At 53.9% G+C, this 17,510-nt stretch carries 16 protein-coding genes and 1 pseudogene; 13 read left to right on the top strand and 4 right to left on the bottom strand.

The window, feature by feature from the left end; genetic code table 11:
* Positions 1-34: 34 nt before the first annotated feature.
* Positions 35-3,832 carry an AsmA2 domain-containing protein YhdP gene (gene yhdP, locus ABLV08_RS23445; RefSeq protein WP_045389660.1) on the top strand — a complete coding sequence of 1,266 codons (3,798 nt, stop codon included), beginning with the start codon at positions 35-37 and terminating at the stop codon, positions 3,830-3,832.
* A 114-nt stretch (positions 3,833-3,946) separates the two neighbouring features.
* Positions 3,947-5,392, top strand: a complete 1,446-nt coding sequence (tldD, locus tag ABLV08_RS23450) for a metalloprotease TldD (RefSeq protein ID WP_015369467.1) — start codon at positions 3,947-3,949, stop codon at positions 5,390-5,392.
* Between the two features lie 44 nt (positions 5,393-5,436).
* Here tldD and aaeR read toward each other — a convergent pair whose 3' ends face one another.
* A complete protein-coding gene (gene aaeR / locus ABLV08_RS23455) occupies positions 5,437-6,366 on the bottom strand; it encodes an HTH-type transcriptional activator AaeR (protein ID WP_015703623.1) in 930 nt (309 codons plus the stop codon).
* Positions 6,367-6,496: 130 nt separating this feature from the next.
* Between aaeR and aaeX the strand changes: the two genes are divergently transcribed.
* The 4 genes from aaeX to ABLV08_RS23475 all read left to right on the top strand — a co-directional run bounded on the left by aaeX (position 6,497) and on the right by ABLV08_RS23475 (position 9,973).
* Positions 6,497-6,700 (top strand): p-hydroxybenzoic acid efflux pump operon protein AaeX, encoded by a 204-nt coding sequence (gene aaeX / locus ABLV08_RS23460; protein ID WP_002918640.1) that lies wholly within the window; start codon positions 6,497-6,499, stop codon positions 6,698-6,700.
* Positions 6,701-6,707: 7 nt separating this feature from the next.
* On the top strand, positions 6,708-7,640 hold the full coding sequence (gene aaeA, locus ABLV08_RS23465; RefSeq protein ID WP_015369469.1) for a p-hydroxybenzoic acid efflux pump subunit AaeA: 933 nt from the start codon (positions 6,708-6,710) through the stop codon (positions 7,638-7,640).
* A 5-nt stretch (positions 7,641-7,645) separates the two neighbouring features.
* Entirely contained in the window at positions 7,646-9,613 is a 1,968-nt protein-coding gene (gene aaeB, locus ABLV08_RS23470) for a p-hydroxybenzoic acid efflux pump subunit AaeB (RefSeq protein WP_015369470.1), read from the top strand.
* An 84-nt stretch (positions 9,614-9,697) separates the two neighbouring features.
* Positions 9,698-9,973: a barstar family protein gene (locus ABLV08_RS23475; RefSeq protein WP_015369471.1), complete on the top strand. Its 276-nt coding sequence runs from the start codon at positions 9,698-9,700 to the stop codon at positions 9,971-9,973.
* 49 nt (positions 9,974-10,022) lie between these two features.
* Here the strand turns inward: ABLV08_RS23475 and yhcN-B are convergent, their stop codons facing one another.
* The 3 genes from yhcN-B to argR form a co-directional block, all read right to left on the bottom strand.
* On the bottom strand, positions 10,023-10,289 hold the full coding sequence (gene yhcN-B, locus ABLV08_RS23480; protein WP_015369472.1) for a DUF1471 family stress response protein YhcN-B: 267 nt from the start codon (positions 10,287-10,289) through the stop codon (positions 10,023-10,025).
* A gap of 100 nt (positions 10,290-10,389) precedes the next feature.
* Entirely contained in the window at positions 10,390-10,653 is a 264-nt protein-coding gene (gene yhcN / locus ABLV08_RS23485; RefSeq protein WP_015369473.1) for a peroxide/acid stress response protein YhcN, read from the bottom strand.
* Positions 10,654-11,033: 380 nt separating this feature from the next.
* Complete coding sequence (argR, locus tag ABLV08_RS23490) at positions 11,034-11,504, bottom strand: transcriptional regulator ArgR (RefSeq protein ID WP_015369474.1); 471 nt, start codon at positions 11,502-11,504, stop codon at positions 11,034-11,036.
* Between the two features lie 415 nt (positions 11,505-11,919).
* Between argR and mdh the strand changes: the two genes are divergently transcribed.
* The 7 genes and pseudogenes from mdh to ABLV08_RS23525 all read left to right on the top strand — a co-directional run.
* A complete protein-coding gene (gene mdh / locus ABLV08_RS23495) occupies positions 11,920-12,858 on the top strand; it encodes a malate dehydrogenase (RefSeq protein WP_015369475.1) in 939 nt (312 codons plus the stop codon).
* A 131-nt stretch (positions 12,859-12,989) separates the two neighbouring features.
* Positions 12,990-13,619, top strand: a complete 630-nt coding sequence (locus ABLV08_RS23500; protein ID WP_015703622.1) for a GntR family transcriptional regulator — start codon at positions 12,990-12,992, stop codon at positions 13,617-13,619.
* Positions 13,606-14,271: a GntR family transcriptional regulator gene (locus ABLV08_RS23505; protein ID WP_063421554.1), complete on the top strand. Its 666-nt coding sequence runs from the start codon at positions 13,606-13,608 to the stop codon at positions 14,269-14,271. Before ABLV08_RS23500 ends, ABLV08_RS23505 begins: the two co-directional genes overlap by 14 nt.
* Positions 14,272-14,483: 212 nt before the next feature.
* Entirely contained in the window at positions 14,484-15,752 is a 1,269-nt protein-coding gene (locus tag ABLV08_RS23510) for an SLC13 family permease (protein ID WP_042895784.1), read from the top strand.
* 32 nt (positions 15,753-15,784) lie between these two features.
* The gene (gene ttdA, locus ABLV08_RS23515; RefSeq protein ID WP_042895788.1) at positions 15,785-16,684 is read left to right on the top strand and encodes a L(+)-tartrate dehydratase subunit alpha; all 900 of its coding nucleotides are present in this window, start codon (positions 15,785-15,787) and stop codon (positions 16,682-16,684) included.
* On the top strand, positions 16,684-17,301 hold the full coding sequence (gene ttdB, locus ABLV08_RS23520) for a L(+)-tartrate dehydratase subunit beta (protein WP_015703618.1): 618 nt from the start codon (positions 16,684-16,686) through the stop codon (positions 17,299-17,301). Before ttdA ends, ttdB begins: the two co-directional genes overlap by 1 nt.
* A 142-nt stretch (positions 17,302-17,443) precedes the next feature.
* A pseudogene (locus tag ABLV08_RS23525) lies at positions 17,444-17,510 on the top strand (oxaloacetate decarboxylase gamma chain); the annotation flags it as partial.

The following is a 17,510-nucleotide window of genomic DNA, read 5'->3' on the forward strand; positions in this document are numbered from 1 at the left end:
GATAAAGCGTAACAGGCTGACAAGGAGAGATGCGTTGAGGCGATGGCCCGGGATATTACTGCTCACCGTGGCAACCGTGGTGGTGATTGTTGCGCTACTGGTGAGTGGCCTGCGTCTGGCATTGCCGCAGCTAAATAACTGGCGTCCCCAACTGCTGGAGAAAATTACCGCGGTATCCGGGGTCGCGGTTGATGCCTCGCAGATCAACGCCAACTGGGAAAACTTCGGCCCGACGCTGGACGTTCGCGATATTAAAGCCACCTTGAAAGACGGTGGCGAAATGACGATCAAACGGGTTACCCTTGCCCTCGACGTCTGGCAAAGCCTTTTACATATGCGCTGGCAGTTCCGTGACCTGACCTTCTGGCAGCTGCAAATCCACACCAATACCCCCATCCAGACCAATGACGACGGCGCCAGCCTGAAGACCGATCGCATCAGCGATCTGTTCCTGCGCCAGTTTGACCACTTTATTCTCCGTGATAGTCATTTGAGCTTCCTGACCATTTCCGGTCAGCGTGCTGAACTGGCGATCCCACAGCTGACCTGGCTTAACGGTAAAAATCGCCACCGCGCCGAGGGGCAGCTGAGCCTTTCGAGCCTCACCGGCCAGCACGGCGTCATGCAGGTGCGGATGGATTTACGTGACGAGAACGGCCTGCTCAACAAGGGGCGCCTCTGGTTACAGGCCGACGACATCGACGTTAAACCCTGGCTCGGGCGCTGGATGCAGGACAACATCGCCCTGCAGAGCGCGCGCTTTAGTCTCGAAGGCTGGATGACCATCGATAAAGGCGATGTCGCCAGCGGCGATGTGTGGCTGAAAAAAGGCGGCGCCAGCTGGCAGGGCGATAAGCATCTGCATCAGCTGTCGGTGGATAACCTGACGGGGCATATCACGCGTGAAAATCAAAGCTGGGCATTTCACATCCCCGATACGCGGATCTCGATAGACGGCAAAGCCTGGCCGCGCGGCGAGCTGGCGATGGCGTGGATCCCGGCGCAGGAAGTGGGTGGCAATAACAATCAGCGCAGCGATGAGCTACGCATCCGCGCCAGCAATCTCGAGCTTGGCGGGCTAACCGGTCTGCAACCGATGGCCGATAAGCTGGCGCCGAGCTTTGGCGAAGTGTGGCGAACCACCCAGCCGAGCGGCAAAATCAACCTGTTGGCATTGGATATCCCGCTGCAGGCAACGGAAAAGACCCGTTTCCAGGCCGACTGGAGCGATCTGGCGTGGAAGCAGTGGAAGCTGTTGCCGGGAGCCGAGCACTTTTCCGGCAGCCTGAGCGGCAGCGTGGAAAACGGCGAACTGCGCGCGCATATGACCCAGGCGAAAATGCCTTATGAAACGGTCTTTCGCGCACCGCTGGAGATAGCCCAGGGCGATGCGACTCTAAGCTGGGAGAAGAACAGCAAGGGCTTTATGCTGGATGGCCGCGATATCGACGTGCAGGCGACCGGCGTTCGCGCGCGCGGCGGCTTCCGCTATCTGCAGCCAGCAGGCGATGAGCCGTGGTTAGGCATCCTGGCGGGTATCAGTACCAATGATGGCGGCCAGGCGTGGCGCTATTTCCCGGAAAATCTGATGGGCAAAGCGCTGGTGGATTACCTGAGCGGCGCAATTAAGGGCGGCCAGGCCAGCAATGCCACCCTGGTTTACGGCGGCAACCCACATCAGTTCCCCTATGAGCATAACGAAGGCCAATTCCAGGTCTCGGTACCGCTGAAGAACGCGACTTTCGCCTTCCAGCCGGACTGGCCGGCGCTGACCGGACTGGATATCAACCTTAACTTCGTCAATAACGGCCTGTGGATGAAGGCGGATAAAGCGATGCTGGGCAACGTTACTGCCAGCAACCTTGACGCGGTGATCCCCGACTATTCCCATGAAAAACTGTTTATCGATGCCGATGTTAACGGCCCTGGTAAAGAGGTCGGCCCTTATTTCAAACAGACCCCGCTGAAGGATACGCTCGGCTCGGCGCTGGATGAACTGCAGCTTGATGGTAATGTGAGCGCTCGCTTACATCTTGCTATCCCGCTTGATGGCGAGATGACCACCGCCAAAGGCGATGTGCGGCTGAAAAATAACGATCTGTTTATCAAGCCGATTGACGCGACGCTGAAGAATCTCAATGGTCAGTTCAGCTTCGAAAACGGAGATTTAAAAAGCGGGCCGCTAAGTGCGACCTGGTTTAATCAACCGTTGAACCTCAATTTCACCACCACTGAAGGGGCGAAAGCCTTCCTCGTTGACGTCGGCATGAACGCTAACTGGCAGCCGACGCGTACCGGCCTGCTGCCGAAAGCGGTCAATGATGAACTCAGCGGCAGCATCCCCTGGGACGGCAAAGTGGCCATTGAGTTACCGTATCGCGGTAGCGCGAGCTACAAAGTCGATATCAACGGCGATCTGAAAAATGTGAGTAGTCACTTACCTGCGCCGGTGAATAAATCGGCGGGTGAGCCGTTGCCGGTGAAAATCAACGTGACCGGCGGCTTAAGCAGCTTCGATTTGACCGGCAACATCGGCAGCAAGAACCACGTCAATAGCCGCTGGTTACTGAATAACAAGCTGACGCTCGATCGGGCGATTCTGACCTCCGACAGCAAAGCGATTCCGTCGCTGCCTGAAGCATCAGGCGTCGAGCTCAACATGCCGGCGATGGATGGCGCGCAATGGCTAGCGTTGTTCCAGCAAGGCGCCGTCAACGAAGTGAGCAGTAATATGGCTTTCCCGGAGCGCGTGACGCTTCGTACACCGTCGCTGGCCTTCGCCGGGCAGAACTGGAATAACGTCAGTCTGGTCTCTCAGCCTGACGGTAGCGGCTCGAAGGTGGAGGCGCAGGGGCGTGAAATCAATGCCACGTTGACGATGCATAAGAATGCCCCCTGGCTGGCGGCTATTCGCTACCTCTATTACAACCCTTCCAGCGATAACAGCGGTACGGCGAAAAAAGAGAGCGGCCCGCTGGCTGATACCCGTCTGGATTTCCACGGCTGGCCGGATTTACAGCTGCGCTGTAAAGAGTGCTGGCTGTGGGGGCAAAAATATGGACGAATCGACGGTGACTTCGATATCAAGGGCGATACGCTCACCCTCAGTAATGGCCTGGTGGATACCGGTTTTGGCCGACTCACTACCGATGGCGTCTGGGTAAATGCGCCGGGCGGCGTACGTACCTCGCTGAAAGGTAAGCTTCACGGCAATAAAACGGACGACTTCGTGAACTTCTTCGGTGTCTCGACGCCGGTGAAAGGGTCTTCATTTGATGTCGATTACGATCTGCACTGGCGCGCGCCGCCATGGCAGCCTGATGTCGCTTCGCTGAACGGGATCCTCAAAAGCCGCCTCGGCAAAGGCGAGTTTACTGACCTGAGCACCGGTCATGCCGGTCAGTTGTTAAGGCTATTGAGCGTTGACGCGCTGCTGCGTAAGCTACGCTTCGATTTCAGCGACACCTTCCAGGAAGGGTTCTGGTTTGATTCGATTCGCAGTACGGCGTGGATTAAAGACGGCGTGCTGAATACGGATGATACGCTGGTGGATGGGCTCGAAGCCGACATCGCGATGAAAGGTTCGGTCGATCTGGTGCGTCGTCGTTTAGATTTACAAGCGGTGGTGGCGCCGGAAATTTCGGCCACCGTCGGCGTAGCGGCGGCATTCGCCGTCAACCCGATCGTCGGCGCGGCGGTGTTTGCCGCCAGCAAGGTGCTTGGGCCGCTGTGGAACAAAGTGTCGATTCTGCGCTATCGCATTACGGGTCCAATCGATCAGCCGGAAATCAATGAAGTGCTGCGCCAGGCGCGCAGTAACAAAAAGCAATGATTTGACGAGTACGGGGAATTATCGCACTCTCAATAGAGGGCATTTTATCCCCGTCATCTTTTTCGCCGCGTGGCATTCCCCTGTGTCAGGCGGCAACAAACGAGTAGCGTAACGATGAGTTTGAACCTGGTAAGTGAACAATTACTGTCGGCAAATGGCCTGAACCATCAGGACCTGTTTGCCATTCTTGGCCAACTGGCTGAGCGCCGTCTCGATTACGGCGATCTTTATTTTCAGTCGAGCTATCACGAATCCTGGGTTCTGGAAGACAGCATCATTAAAGATGGGTCGTACAATATTGACCAGGGCGTAGGCGTCCGGGCGGTAAGCGGCGAGAAAACCGGTTTTGCCTATGCGGACCAAATCAGCAAACTGGCGCTTGAACAGAGTGCCCAGGCGGCGCGTACTATCGTCCGCGACCATGGCGACGGCAAAGTGCAGACGCTCGGCGCGGTGGAATACAGCTCTCTCTATACCAGCGTCGATCCGCTGCAGAGCATGAGCCGCGAAGAGAAACTGGATATCCTGCGCCGCGTTGATAAGGTGGCGCGTGCTGCCGATAAGCGCGTGCAGGAAGTTTCCGCCAGCCTGAGCGGCGTCTACGAGCTTATCCTGGTGGCGGCAACGGACGGGACGCTGGCCGCTGATGTCCGTCCGCTGGTTCGCCTCTCCGTGAGCGTGCTGGTGGAGGAAGACGGCAAACGCGAGCGCGGCGCCAGCGGTGGCGGCGGGCGATTTGGCTATGATTATTTCCTTGCGCCGCTGGATGGCGACGTACGGGCGGATGTCTGGGCGCGTGAAGCGGTACGTATGGCATTAGTCAATCTGTCCGCGGTTGCCGCGCCAGCCGGAATGCTGCCGGTGGTTCTTGGCGCGGGCTGGCCTGGCGTGCTGCTGCATGAAGCCGTCGGCCACGGTCTGGAAGGTGACTTTAACCGTCGCGGCACCTCGGTCTTCAGCGGTCACATGGGCGAATTAGTCGCCTCTGAACTGTGCACCGTCGTGGATGACGGCACCATGGCCGATCGCCGTGGCTCGGTCGCGATTGATGACGAAGGTACGCCGGGTCAATACAATGTGCTTATCGAAAATGGTGTCCTGAAAGGTTATATGCAGGATAAGCTCAACGCGCGGTTAATGGGCGTTGCGCCGACCGGTAATGGTCGCCGTGAATCCTATGCGCATCTGCCGATGCCGCGGATGACCAACACCTATATGCTGGCCGGTAAGTCGACGCCGCAGGAGATTATCGAATCGGTCGATTACGGTATCTATGCGCCGAACTTCGGCGGCGGCCAGGTGGATATCACCTCCGGTAAATTTGTCTTCTCGACCTCGGAAGCTTATCTGATTGAAAAAGGCAAAGTGACCAAGGCAGTCAAAGGCGCGACGCTAATCGGTTCCGGTATCGAAGCGATGCAGCAGATTTCTATGGTTGGTAACGACCTGAAGCTGGATAGCGGCGTTGGCGTGTGCGGTAAAGAAGGGCAGAGCGTGCCGGTCGGCGTCGGCCAGCCGACGCTGAAAGTCGACAACCTTACCGTTGGCGGCACCGCCTGATAACGGCTGGTCCCGGCGGCGCGAAGCCGCTGCCGGGATGTCAATTAACGGGTCATCCCGCGCCCGTGCATTCCCTGATAGATCTTCGCCACCTCGACAAAATAATCCGTCAGATAGTTAATACATACCTGCACCTTCAGCGGCAGTTTGTCTTTTTCGGTATACAGCGCATAGACCGGCCGCGGATCCGATTGATAGCTCGGCAGCAGGATCTCCAGTTCACCGCGATTGATCTCGTCGATCGCCCACATCAGCGGAACGTAGGCCACGCCAACGCCGGCAGTCAGCCAGCGGATCAGCGTCATCGGATCGTTAGTGACGAAACGCCCTTGTGGGATCAGGCGTGTTGAGATCCCCTCCGGGGCGATAATTTCGAACTCATTATCTGGCCGTACGCTATATTCCAGCCACGAGTGGCTGGCGAGATCCGCCGGTTTTTCCGGGCATCCCGCGTGCTGAAGATAGCTTTTCGCCGCGCAGAGCACCATCGGCATCGAGCCCAGCCGCCGTGAGAAGAGGCTGGAATCCTGCAATGCGCCGACGCGTATTACCACGTCGAGGCCATCGGCAATCAGGTCTGGCGCAGGGATGCCGGTCACCAGATTAATCGATAAACCCGGATATTCTTTGAGCATTTCGGCGGTTATGCGCGCCAGCACATTCTGTGCCATAGTTGAAGAGCTACCGATGCGCAGCGTGCCGATGGGAGTATTGTTGAAGGCATACAGCTGTTCATGGACGTCCTGCGCTTCAAAGAGCATTCTTCGGCAGCCCTGGTAATAAATTTTACCCGCTTCTGTTAAGCCCAGGCTGCGGGTGCTGCGGTTGAGCAGCTTTACCTGTAGCTCGTCTTCCAGTTTAGCAACGGTCTGGCTGATAGATGAAACGCTCATCTGGAGCTGGCGTGCGGCGGCGGTGAAAGAGCCCAGCTCAACCACTTTGGCGAACACCGACATGCGTTTTAGTCGTTCCATTATTCACTCTGGCTTAAAAGTGATTTAGATCACATATTATAGATAAGGCTGCAATTGTTACGTTAATATATAGTTAGCTACATAATAAACGCATCACGCTACCACCTGTACGCTTCTTATCAAGGTCATCATGAGTCTGTTTCCTGTCATAGTGATTTTCGGCTTATCGTTTCCGCCGATCTTCTTTGAGCTGCTATTGTCGCTAGCTATCTTCTGGCTGGTGCACCGTTTGCTGGTTCCGACCGGTATTTATGATTTTGTCTGGCACCCTGCACTGTTTAATACTGCGCTGTATTGCTGTCTGTTTTATCTGATATCGCGCTTGTTCGTTTGAGGTCGATGTGAAAACACTAACAAGAAATATCCTGCGTACTGCCATCACTGTGATACTGGTTATTCTGGCGTTTATCGCTATTTTTCGCGCATGGGTGTACTACACCGCGTCGCCGTGGACGCGCGATGCGCGCTTTAGCGCCGATATCGTCGCCATCGCCCCGGATGTGTCAGGGCTCATTTCACAGGTGAATGTCAAGGATAACCAACTGGTTAAGAAAGACCAGGTATTGTTCGTTATTGACCAACCTCGTTACCAAAAAGCGCTGGCGGAGGCGCAAGCCGATGTCTCCTATTACCAGACGCTGGCTCAGGAAAAACGCGTTGAAGCCGGGCGCCGTAACAAGCTCGGCGTACAGGCGATGTCGCGCGAAGAGATTGACCAGGCCAACAACGTGCTGCAAACCGTAGAGCATCAGCTGGCGAAAGCGGTGGCCAGCCGCGATTTAGCCAAACTGGATCTCGAACGCACGGTGATTCGCGCGCCGGCCGACGGCTGGGTGACCAACCTGAACGTCTACGCCGGCGAATTCATCACCCGCGGTTCGACCGCGGTCGCTTTGGTGAAACAAAATACCTTCTACGTGATGGCATACCTGGAAGAGACTAAGCTGGAAGGCGTGCGTCCGGGTTATCGCGCCGAAATCACTCCGCTCGGCAGTAGTAAGGTGATAAAAGGTACCGTTGATAGCGTTGCCGCGGGCGTGACTAACGCCAGCAGCAGCAGCGATACAAAAGGGATGGCCTCTGTTGACTCCAACCTTGAGTGGGTGCGTCTGGCGCAGCGCGTGCCGGTACGTATTCGTCTTGACCAACAGCAGGGCAACCTCTGGCCGTCGGGCACCACCGCAACCGTCGTCATTACCGGTAAAGAAGATCGCGACGCCAGCCAGGCCAACTTCTTCCAGAAAGTCGCCATGCGCTTACGTGAGTTTGGTTAATCGCCATGGGGACCTATACCATTGCTCCCCGGCATCTCCGCTTTGCGATTAAGCTTGCATGCGCGGTGGTGCTGGCGCTGTTTGTCGGCTTTCATTTTCAGCTTGAGACGCCGCGCTGGGCCGTACTGACCGCGGCTATTGTGACCGCCGGCCCGGCATTTGCCGCCGGCGGTGAACCCTATTCCGGGGCGATTCGTTACCGTGGAATGTTGCGTATTGCCGGGACGTTTATCGGCTGTATTGCCGCGCTGGCGATCATTATCCTCATGATCCGCGCGCCGCTATTGATGATGCTGGTCTGCTGTCTCTGGGCCGGTTTCTGCACCTGGATCTCCTCGCTGGTGAAGGTGGAAAACTCCTACGCCTGGGGGCTGGCGGGTTACACGGCGCTGATTATCATCATCACCATTCATACCGACCCGATGCTGGCGCCGCAGTTTGCCGTTGAGCGCTGTAGCGAAATCGTCATCGGGATCGTCAGCGCCATCGTCGCTGACCTGCTATTTTCCCCGCGCTCCATCAAAAAAGAGATCGACCTCGAACTGGATAACCTGCTACTGGATCAGTATCGCCTGATGCAGCTTTGTGTCGCCCATGGCGATAGCGAGGTGGTGGACAAAGCCTGGGGAGCGCTGGTGCGCCGTACTGCCGCACTGGAAGGAATGCGCGGCAATCTGATCATGGAATCTTCGCGCTGGTCGAAGGTAAACCAGCGGCTAAAGGCGATCAACACGCTATCGCTGACGCTGATTACTCAGGCCTGCGAAACCTATCTGATCCAGAACTCACGCCCGGAGATGGTGACTGACGACTACCGCGAGCTGTTCGCTGAGCCAGTGGAAACGGTACAGGATGTGCATCAACAGCTTAAGCGTATGCGCCGCTTCCTGACATGGAAAGGTGAACACAATACGCCGGTCACTATTTATAGCTGGGTCGGCGCGGCGACGCGTTACCTGCTGCTCAAGCGCGGCGTGGTTGGCAACACCAAAATCAGCCGTATTGAAGATGAAGTTCTACGCGGCGAGACGGTGGTGAAGGTTGAGTCCGCCGAACGTCACCACGCGATGGTTAACTTCTGGCGAACCTCCATTTCCTGTATTCTCGGCACCCTGTTCTGGCTATGGACCGGCTGGACATCCGGTAGCGGGGCGATGGTCATGATTGCCGTGGTGACCGCGCTGGCGATGCGTCTGCCTAACCCGCGGATGGTGGCCTTAGACTTCCTCTATGGCACCCTTGCCGCTTTACCGCTCGGCGCGCTGTTCTTCCTTGTCGTCATGCCTGCGACGCAACAGAGCATGCTGCTATTGTGTATCAGCCTTGCCGCGATGGCGTTCTTTATCGGCATTGAGGTACAAAAGCGGCGGTTGGGATCGCTGGGGGCTTTAGCGAGCACCATCAACATTTTGGTGCTGGATAACCCGATGCAGTTCCAGTTTAGCCAGTTCCTCGATAGCGCCCTGGGGCAGATTGTCGGCTGTTTCCTCGCGCTGATGGTGATTCTGTTAGTGCGTGATAACTCGCAGGCACGCACCGGACGGGTGTTATTGAACCAGTTCGTCTCGGCGGCGGTCTCTTCGCTCACTACTAACAGCGCAAGGCGAAAAGAGAACCATTTGCCGGCGCTGTATCAACAGCTGTTTTTACTGCTGAACAAGTTTCCCGGCGATATCGCCCGCTTTCGGTTAGCGTTGACGCTGATTATCGCGCACCAGCGTCTACGCGATGCCCCGGTACCGGTAAACGAGGATCTGTCGGCCTTCCACCGCCAGCTGCGGCGAACCGCCGATCACGTTATCTCCGCCGGCAGCGACGATAAGCGCCGCCGTTACTTTACCCGTCTGCTGGAAGAGCTTGATGTTTATCAGGAAAAACTCCTTCACTGGCAGGCTTCGCCCCAGGTCACTGAACCGGTGCGACGGCTGGTGGATATGCTGAAGAAATATCAGCACGTGCTCACCAATAGCTAACCTGCGAACCGACGCCCCGGCGTCGGTTTTTTTATCGCTATACTTATTTGGTGTAGAGGGACAGAGCGGAAGGGGCGGCGGGCAATGACTATTTATACCTTTGATTTTGATGAAATAGCTGAGCAACAGGATTTCTATCGTGAGTTTTCCCGCGCCTTCGCGCTACCGGATAAGCAGGTGGATAACCTTGACGCGCTGTGGAGCGCGGTGACGGGAGGGCGCTTACCGTTCCCGCTGGAGATTGAATTTGTCCATCTGGATGAAAAACAGCGTCGTCGCTTTGGGGCGTTAATTTTGCTGTTCGATGAAGCGGAAGAGGAGCTGGAAGGACAACTACGTTTCAATGCCCGTTGGGCATAAAAAAGCCCCCGGCAGGCGGGGGCAAGTCGTCGGATAAGACGACGAGGGTTTATTTGTACAACTCAGCAGTCGCGTGCCAGCTGTCGCCGGTACGAGCTTCAATAATGCGGTAGCTGCTGGCGCCTTCTTTCTCGGCTTTAGCCGCGAGTTCCTGGCGCATATCCATTGGCGCGCTACCTACTTGCGATACAGAGATAGTGCCCATTGGTTGCAGGTTTTGTGCTTGATCGGCATTCACTTGCTGTACGGCTGCGCTTGCGCCGAAAGAGAGAACAGATGCCAGACCCAGGGATGCGATGATAATTGCGCTTTTCATAATCTTGACTCCAACCTTATGTGCAGCGGCGGGAGATTTCGTATGAACCCAGGCCGCTGAAGAGATACTGTTTCAGTTAATGACCGACAATCGTTAAAGCTTATTTATAAAGTTCAGCAGTGGCGTGCCAATGGTCGCCGGTGCGAGCTTCGATAATGCGATAAGAAGAAGCACCTTCTTCTTGTGCTTTTTTGTTCAGCATTTCATGCATATCCATCGGGGAAGAACCTACCGCGCCGATAGATACGGTGCCCAGTGACTGGCGGCTTTCCGCTTGAGTGCTGTTGATTGAATCAGCGGCGAAAGCGCCAAAGGACAGTACGGATAGCATGCTGAGTGCGGCTACAGTGGTTTTGATTTTCATGATGTTCACCTCGTCGAATTTTATTATTAGGGGGCTTTGTTTCGTGACCCTCATCACAAAATCAAGTATACACTAATCACCAAAAATATTAATACCATGCTAATTGTTTTCAGTGTAAATAATTTCCAAGAAATGTCGTTTTTATAACGTATAAGAATTAGAAATGTCATTCATGGGGTGAATGTCATAATTATTTATATTTAAATCAAATAGATATTGCGATTTGATCTTTTGTGCGCTTTAGCCGTTATCATTCGGTAAAGGAATGTATAGAGGTGGAAAACCACACTAAATGTTAAAAAAATGCTGCTTTATTTGAAGGTTTGGGGGATAGCATTTTGCGGGGAAGAACCCTCTGGCAGGAACCAGAGGGGGAGCGCTTAGAGTTCCTGTTCGAACAGGACCAGAATCGCGTCGTAGAGATCTTTAACGGAAAAACCGCGGGCAGGGGTAGTAAAGATAGTGTCATCACCCGCGATACTACCCAGAATGCCTTCGGCTTTGCCTAAGGAATCCAGCAGGCGTGCGATCAGCTGCGCCGCGCCGGGGCTGGTGTGAATCACCACCACCGCATCGTTATAATCGATGTCCAGCACCAGATTTTTCAGCGGGCTGGAGGTTGTCGGCACGCCGAGTTCGGCAGGCAAACAGTAGACCATTTCCATTTTGGCGTTACGCGTGCGAACGGCGCCAAACTTTGTCAGCATGCGGGAAACTTTCGATTGGTTGATGTTCTCGAAACCTTCTTCCTGCAGCGCCTGAACGATTTCGCCTTGCGAGCTGAATTTTTCTTCTTTAAGCAGCGATTTAAACGCTTTAACCAGTTCTTCTTGTTTTGCCGAACTACGCATAAGTCACCCAGATTATGGTGGTAAAAACAACATCATTATGCATACAAGTGCATTTTTATGCAAATAATCCGCAAAGGAATAGCGTAAATAATGTTATGAAAGGCGCATATTTTAGCAAATAACCCTGATGAGGAACATGCCTGCATCACAGCGGGTAAATTGCTGTAAAAGTGAAATAAATGTTATGAAATTGATATTGTTTTGCCGAGCGAGCTGGGTGTATTGTAACCAATAGTCGATCCGGTACTACGGCTTTGCTGGATGGCCAGTCTCAGGAAGAAAAATGCGAATTTGCTGCATCATTGCGCGTACCCCGCATTCTTCAGCCATAATTATTGTAATTGTTCATCTTGTGAATTAAGGTCCAGGCGACGGAATAACGAAAGACTATATTAACCATAATAAGGAGTTTAGGATGAAAGTTGCAGTCCTCGGCGCCGCTGGTGGAATCGGCCAGGCGCTTGCCCTACTACTTAAGACCCAACTGCCTTCAGGTTCAGAGCTCTCGTTGTACGACATCGCTCCGGTTACGCCGGGCGTGGCGGTAGATCTAAGTCATATTCCCACAGATGTAAAAATCAAAGGTTTCTCCGGTGAAGATGCCACCCCGGCGCTGGAAGGCGCTGATGTGGTGCTGATTTCCGCCGGCGTCGCGCGTAAGCCCGGCATGGATCGTTCCGACTTATTTAATGTTAATGCCGGTATCGTTAAAAACCTGGTGCAGCAGATCGCAAAAACCTGTCCGCAGGCCTGCATCGGTATTATCACCAACCCGGTAAATACCACCGTCGCTATCGCCGCCGAAGTGCTGAAAAAAGCCGGTGTGTACGATAAAAACAAACTGTTTGGCGTTACCACCCTCGATATCATTCGTTCTAATACTTTTGTTGCCGAACTTAAAGGCAAATCGGCAACAGAGGTTGAAGTTCCGGTCATTGGCGGGCACTCTGGCGTCACTATCCTGCCTTTACTGTCGCAGATCCCTGGCGTCAGCTTTAGCGAGCAGGAAGTCGCGGATCTCACTAAACGTATTCAAAACGCCGGGACGGAAGTCGTGGAAGCGAAAGCGGGCGGCGGATCGGCGACGCTGTCGATGGGCCAGGCCGCTGCGCGTTTCGGGCTCTCACTGGTGCGTGCAATGCAGGGTGAAAAAGGCGTGGTTGAATGTGCCTATGTCGAAGGTGACGGCCAGTATGCCCGTTTCTTCTCGCAGCCGCTGCTGTTGGGCAAAAATGGCGTGGAAGAGCGCCAGTCCATCGGTAAACTTAGCGCTTTTGAACAGCAGGCGCTGGAAGGCATGCTGGATACGCTGAAGAAAGATATCGCCCTCGGCGAAGATTTCGTGAATAAGTAATGTCTACTTAGCAGAAAAGCCGGAACCGTCGTTCCGGCTTTTTTATCGCCTCATATCCCTGCCGAATGCGCCGCCTGGCGGCTAAATCTGCTAAAATCCCCGCGTCTTAAGCCCTAAGCAATGAGGACGTTGTGAAAAAGATCGAACGAAAGCAGACCAGGGACCACATTACGCAAATCATTCGCTATCAAATTCTGTCCGGAGCGATGAAAGCGGGAGATGAGCTGGCGCAGGAGAGTATTGCCGAGCAGCTAGGGCTTTCACGTATGCCGGTTAGAGAAGCGTTGCAGTCCCTTGAGCAAGAGGGCTTTCTGGTGCGCTTGCCTAACCGCCATATGCAGGTATCAAAACTGGTGCCTGATGATGTTAGCCAAATTTTTCGCGTGATCGCGGTGATGGCTGCCGAATTGTTCACTCTGGTGCCGGCAAACCAGGGGGAATTGCTGCTCGGGCGCGCACAAGCGCTGGCGCAGCCTGGCGACAAAACTCGCGAACTGGAATTTCATCAGTTGCTGATTTCCTATCTTGATAACCGCTATCTGGCGAAGGCTTATCAGCAATTTTTGGATGGATATATCTCTTATGTCATCCTGTATCTGAAAGACGATAGCCAGGAATCGGCACTGATACTACATGAACTGGCCGGAGCCATTAGCCGCGGCGATGCGGGCAATATTGCTCAGGCAACACAGCGTTATTTCCTCATGCTTGCGGAAATTATGCGTCAACATATGAAGGATTGGGAAAGTGCAGAAGCCTAAATTAGGGAAAATTAAGCTTCTTTCGGCGAAAGAGCAGGTCGCGGCGGTATTACGCAAAGCGATTCTTTCGCGGGATTTAGTGGAAGGGCAGGAGATAACTCTCGAAGGCATTGCCCGTATGGTCGGCGTTTCCAGCATGCCGGTACGCGAAGCGTTTCAGATTTTAGCCGCCGATGGCCTGATTAAAGTCCGCCCCAATAAAGGCGCGGTGGTGTTGGGGATCAACGAGCAGACGATCCGCGAGCATTATGAAATTCGCGCGCTGCTGGAAAGCGAGGCGGTGGCGAAAGCTTCCCGTCCCGGCACGGATATTTCGCGCATTGCCCAGGTACACTACTCAGCGGAAAAAGCGCTGGCCGATAATAACTTCACTGAATATTCCGACCTGAACCAGGCTTTCCATATGGAGATCTGGAACGCCGCAGGCAACGAAAAAATGAAGATGCTGCTTTGTAATATGTGGAACGGACTGTCGATGGGGTACAAGGTGACCGAAGCGGAGTATGCCGCTATCTCCATCCACGAACATAAAGAGATTTTACAGGCACTTGAGCAGAATAATGAAGAACTGGCGCGCCAGCGCATGCGCAAGCATATTATCCGCTCGATGGAGAACATGTTAACGCGCTACCTTCCTGATACCACCGCGTAACGCCAATTGCCTGTGGAGCAATTGCAGGCTTTTTTCTTATTGATCATCGTTATCAATCACTTCTTGTGACGATCTGCGCAGGATCTTGATGCAGATCGCACTGCGCGATCTTTCCTCAAAAACGCATTGACTTACTTTTTGTATGGGCATAATTTCTCCCCCGTCAATATTGGATACAATATCATATATCATTGATAGGGATAATTATAAATATGGAACCGATTACCATCACCTTATGTTTGCTGGTGTTCGCTATCGTCATGTTCGTCTGGGAGAAGGTGCCTTTGGCAGTGACTTCCATGGTGGTCTGCGTGGCGTTAGTACTCACCGGCGTGTTGGATCTGAAACAAGCTTTTGCTGGTTTTATCGACTCCAACGTCATTCTTTTTGTCGCCATGTTCGTCGTCGGCGGGGCGTTATTTGAAACCGGGATGGCCAATAAAGTCGGCGGGGTGATCACTCACTTCGCCAAAACCGAAAAACAGCTGATTTTCACCATCATGGTGGTGGTCGGCGTGATGTCGGGCTTTCTTTCCAACACCGGTACGGCGGCGGTGCTGATCCCGGTGGTGATTGGCGTCGCGGCGAAATCGGGTTTTGCCCGCTCTCGTTTACTGATGCCGCTGGTATTTGCCGCCGCCCTCGGCGGCAACCTGTCGTTGATTGGCGCGCCCGGCAACCTGATCGCGCAATCGGCGTTACAGAATATCGGTAGCGGCTTTGGCTTCTTTGAGTATGCGAAAGTGGGTTTACCGATGCTGCTCTGCGGCATCCTCTATTTCCTGACGATTGGCTATAAATTTCTGCCTGCTACCGGGAATAGCGGCGAAGTCGGCAGCGTCGGCGAACAGCGTGATTACAGCGACGTTCCGCGCTGGAAACAGATCCTGTCGCTGGTGGTGCTGATCGTCACGATCCTCGGCATGATTTTTGAGAAACAGACCGGCATTAGCCTGACGGTGGCAGGCTGTATCGGTGCGTTGGTACTGGTGTTTACCGGCGTGCTGACGGAAAAGCAAGCTTACAAAGCGATTGATTCACAAACTATTTTCATTTTTGGCGGCACGCTGGCGCTGGCAAAAGCGCTGGAAATGACCGGTGCAGGCAAGCTGGTTGCCGATCATGTTATCGGCATGCTGGGCCAGAACTCTTCCCCGTTCATGTTGATGGTGGTGGTCTTTGTACTGTCCGTCATCATGACCAACTTTATGTCCAATACCGCTACCGTCGCGCTACTGGTACCGGTGAGTTTGTCGATAGCGGCCGGTATGGGCGCCGATCCGCAAGCGGTCCTGATGGCGACGGTTATCGGCAGTTCCTGCGCCTACGCGACGCCGATCGGTATGCCCGCCAACATGATGGTGCTCTCAGCCGGCGGCTATAAGTTTGTCGATTACGCCAAATCCGGCCTCCCTCTGATTATTGTTTCGACCATTGTCAGCCTCGTACTGCTGCCAATTCTTTTCCCTTTTCACCCGTAATTTACGGACGCTGTTCTGACTAAGGAGCCTTTATGAGCAAAAGCGAACAGATATCCCGAATGACCGATATTATGGCCAAATTCGTGGGATATACCGGCAAAGTATTGCCTGATGACGTCACTGCAAAACTGAAAGAGTTGCATAAAAAAGAGACCAGCCAGCTGGCTGACGTCATCTTTACCACCATGGTTGAAAACCAGCGTCTGGCCAAAGAGCTGGATCGTCCCTCTTGCCAGGACACCGGCGTGATTCAGTTTTTGGTTGAGTGCGGCGCCAACTTTCCGCTGATTGGCGAACTGGAAGCGCTGCTGCGCGAATCGGTGATTAAAGCCACCGTGGATTCTCCGCTGCGCCATAACAGCGTGGAGACCTTTGATGAATACAACACCGGTAAAAACGTGGGTAAAGGTACGCCGACGGTATTCTGGGAGATCGTCCCCGATTCCGACCAGTGCAGCATTTACACCTATATGGCCGGCGGCGGCTGCTCGCTACCGGGTAAAGCGATGGTGCTAATGCCGGGCGCCGGTTACGAAGGCGTAACCCGTTTCGTACTGGATGTGATGACCAGCTATGGCCTGAACGCCTGTCCGCCGCTACTGGTTGGCATTGGCGTCGCGACCTCCGTTGAAACCGCGGCGCTGCTGTCGAAGAAAGCGCTGATGCGTCCGGTTGGATCGCGTAATGAGAATGAGCGCGCGGCATCGCTGGAGAAAATGCTCGAAGACGGCATCAACAAAATTGGCCTTGGCCCGCAGGGGATGTCCGGTAACACCTCGGTGATGGGCGTCAATATCGAAAACACTGCGCGCCATCCTTCCACCATCGGCGTGGCGGTCAACGTCGGCTGCTGGTCGCACCGCAAAGGACATATCGTTTTCGATAAAGATTTGAATTACACCATTACTTCTCACACAGGAGTGGCTTTCTGATGACTAAAAAAATACTCACTACGCCAATTAAAGATGAAGATTTAGCTGATATTAAAGCTGGCGATATTATTTATCTCAATGGTCATATTGTTACCTGTCGTGATGTAGCTCACCGTCGTTTAATTGAAGGCGGTCGTGAATTACCGGTCAACGTTGCCGGCGGCGCGATATTACATGCCGGGCCCATTGTGCGGCCGATTAAAGGTACGGAAGATAAATTTGAAATGGTTTCTGTTGGGCCAACCACCAGTATGCGCATGGAGAAATTTGAAAAAGAATTTATTGCTAAGACCGGTGTGAAATTAATCGTCGGCAAAGGCGGCATGGGTAAGGGGACCGAAGAGGGCTGTGCCGAACATAAAGCGCTCCACTGTGTCTTCCCGGCCGGCTGCGCGGTGGTCGCCGCGGTCTGTGTGGAAGAAATTGAAGATGCCCAGTGGCGTGATTTGGGTATGCCGGAAACCTTATGGGTTTGCCGGGTGAAAGAATTTGGTCCGCTTATTGTGTCGATCGATACCCACGGAAATAACCTGTTTGAGCAGAATAAGGTGATATTTAATCAGCGCAAAGAAATTGTCGCCGATGAAATCTGCCAGCACGTAAGTTTCATTAAATAATTCCCGGTTAAATATCTTGCGCAGTAATGGCGAGAATTAATTTCCGCGATAAAGAGGCTTCTGACTATGTGGTCTGGGGAAATCCACTCGGCTATCGCGGTTGTTCATCACGCCATTATTGCGCTCCTCCAAAGGCTATTTTATGACTGATGCTGTTCTGTTAGGCGAAGGCTTCACCCTGATGTTCCTCGGCATGGGCTTCGTGCTGG

It is taken from the genome of Klebsiella sp. CN_Kp088 (assembly GCF_040064335.1).
Taxonomy (GTDB): Bacteria; Pseudomonadota; Gammaproteobacteria; order Enterobacterales; family Enterobacteriaceae; genus Klebsiella; species Klebsiella aerogenes.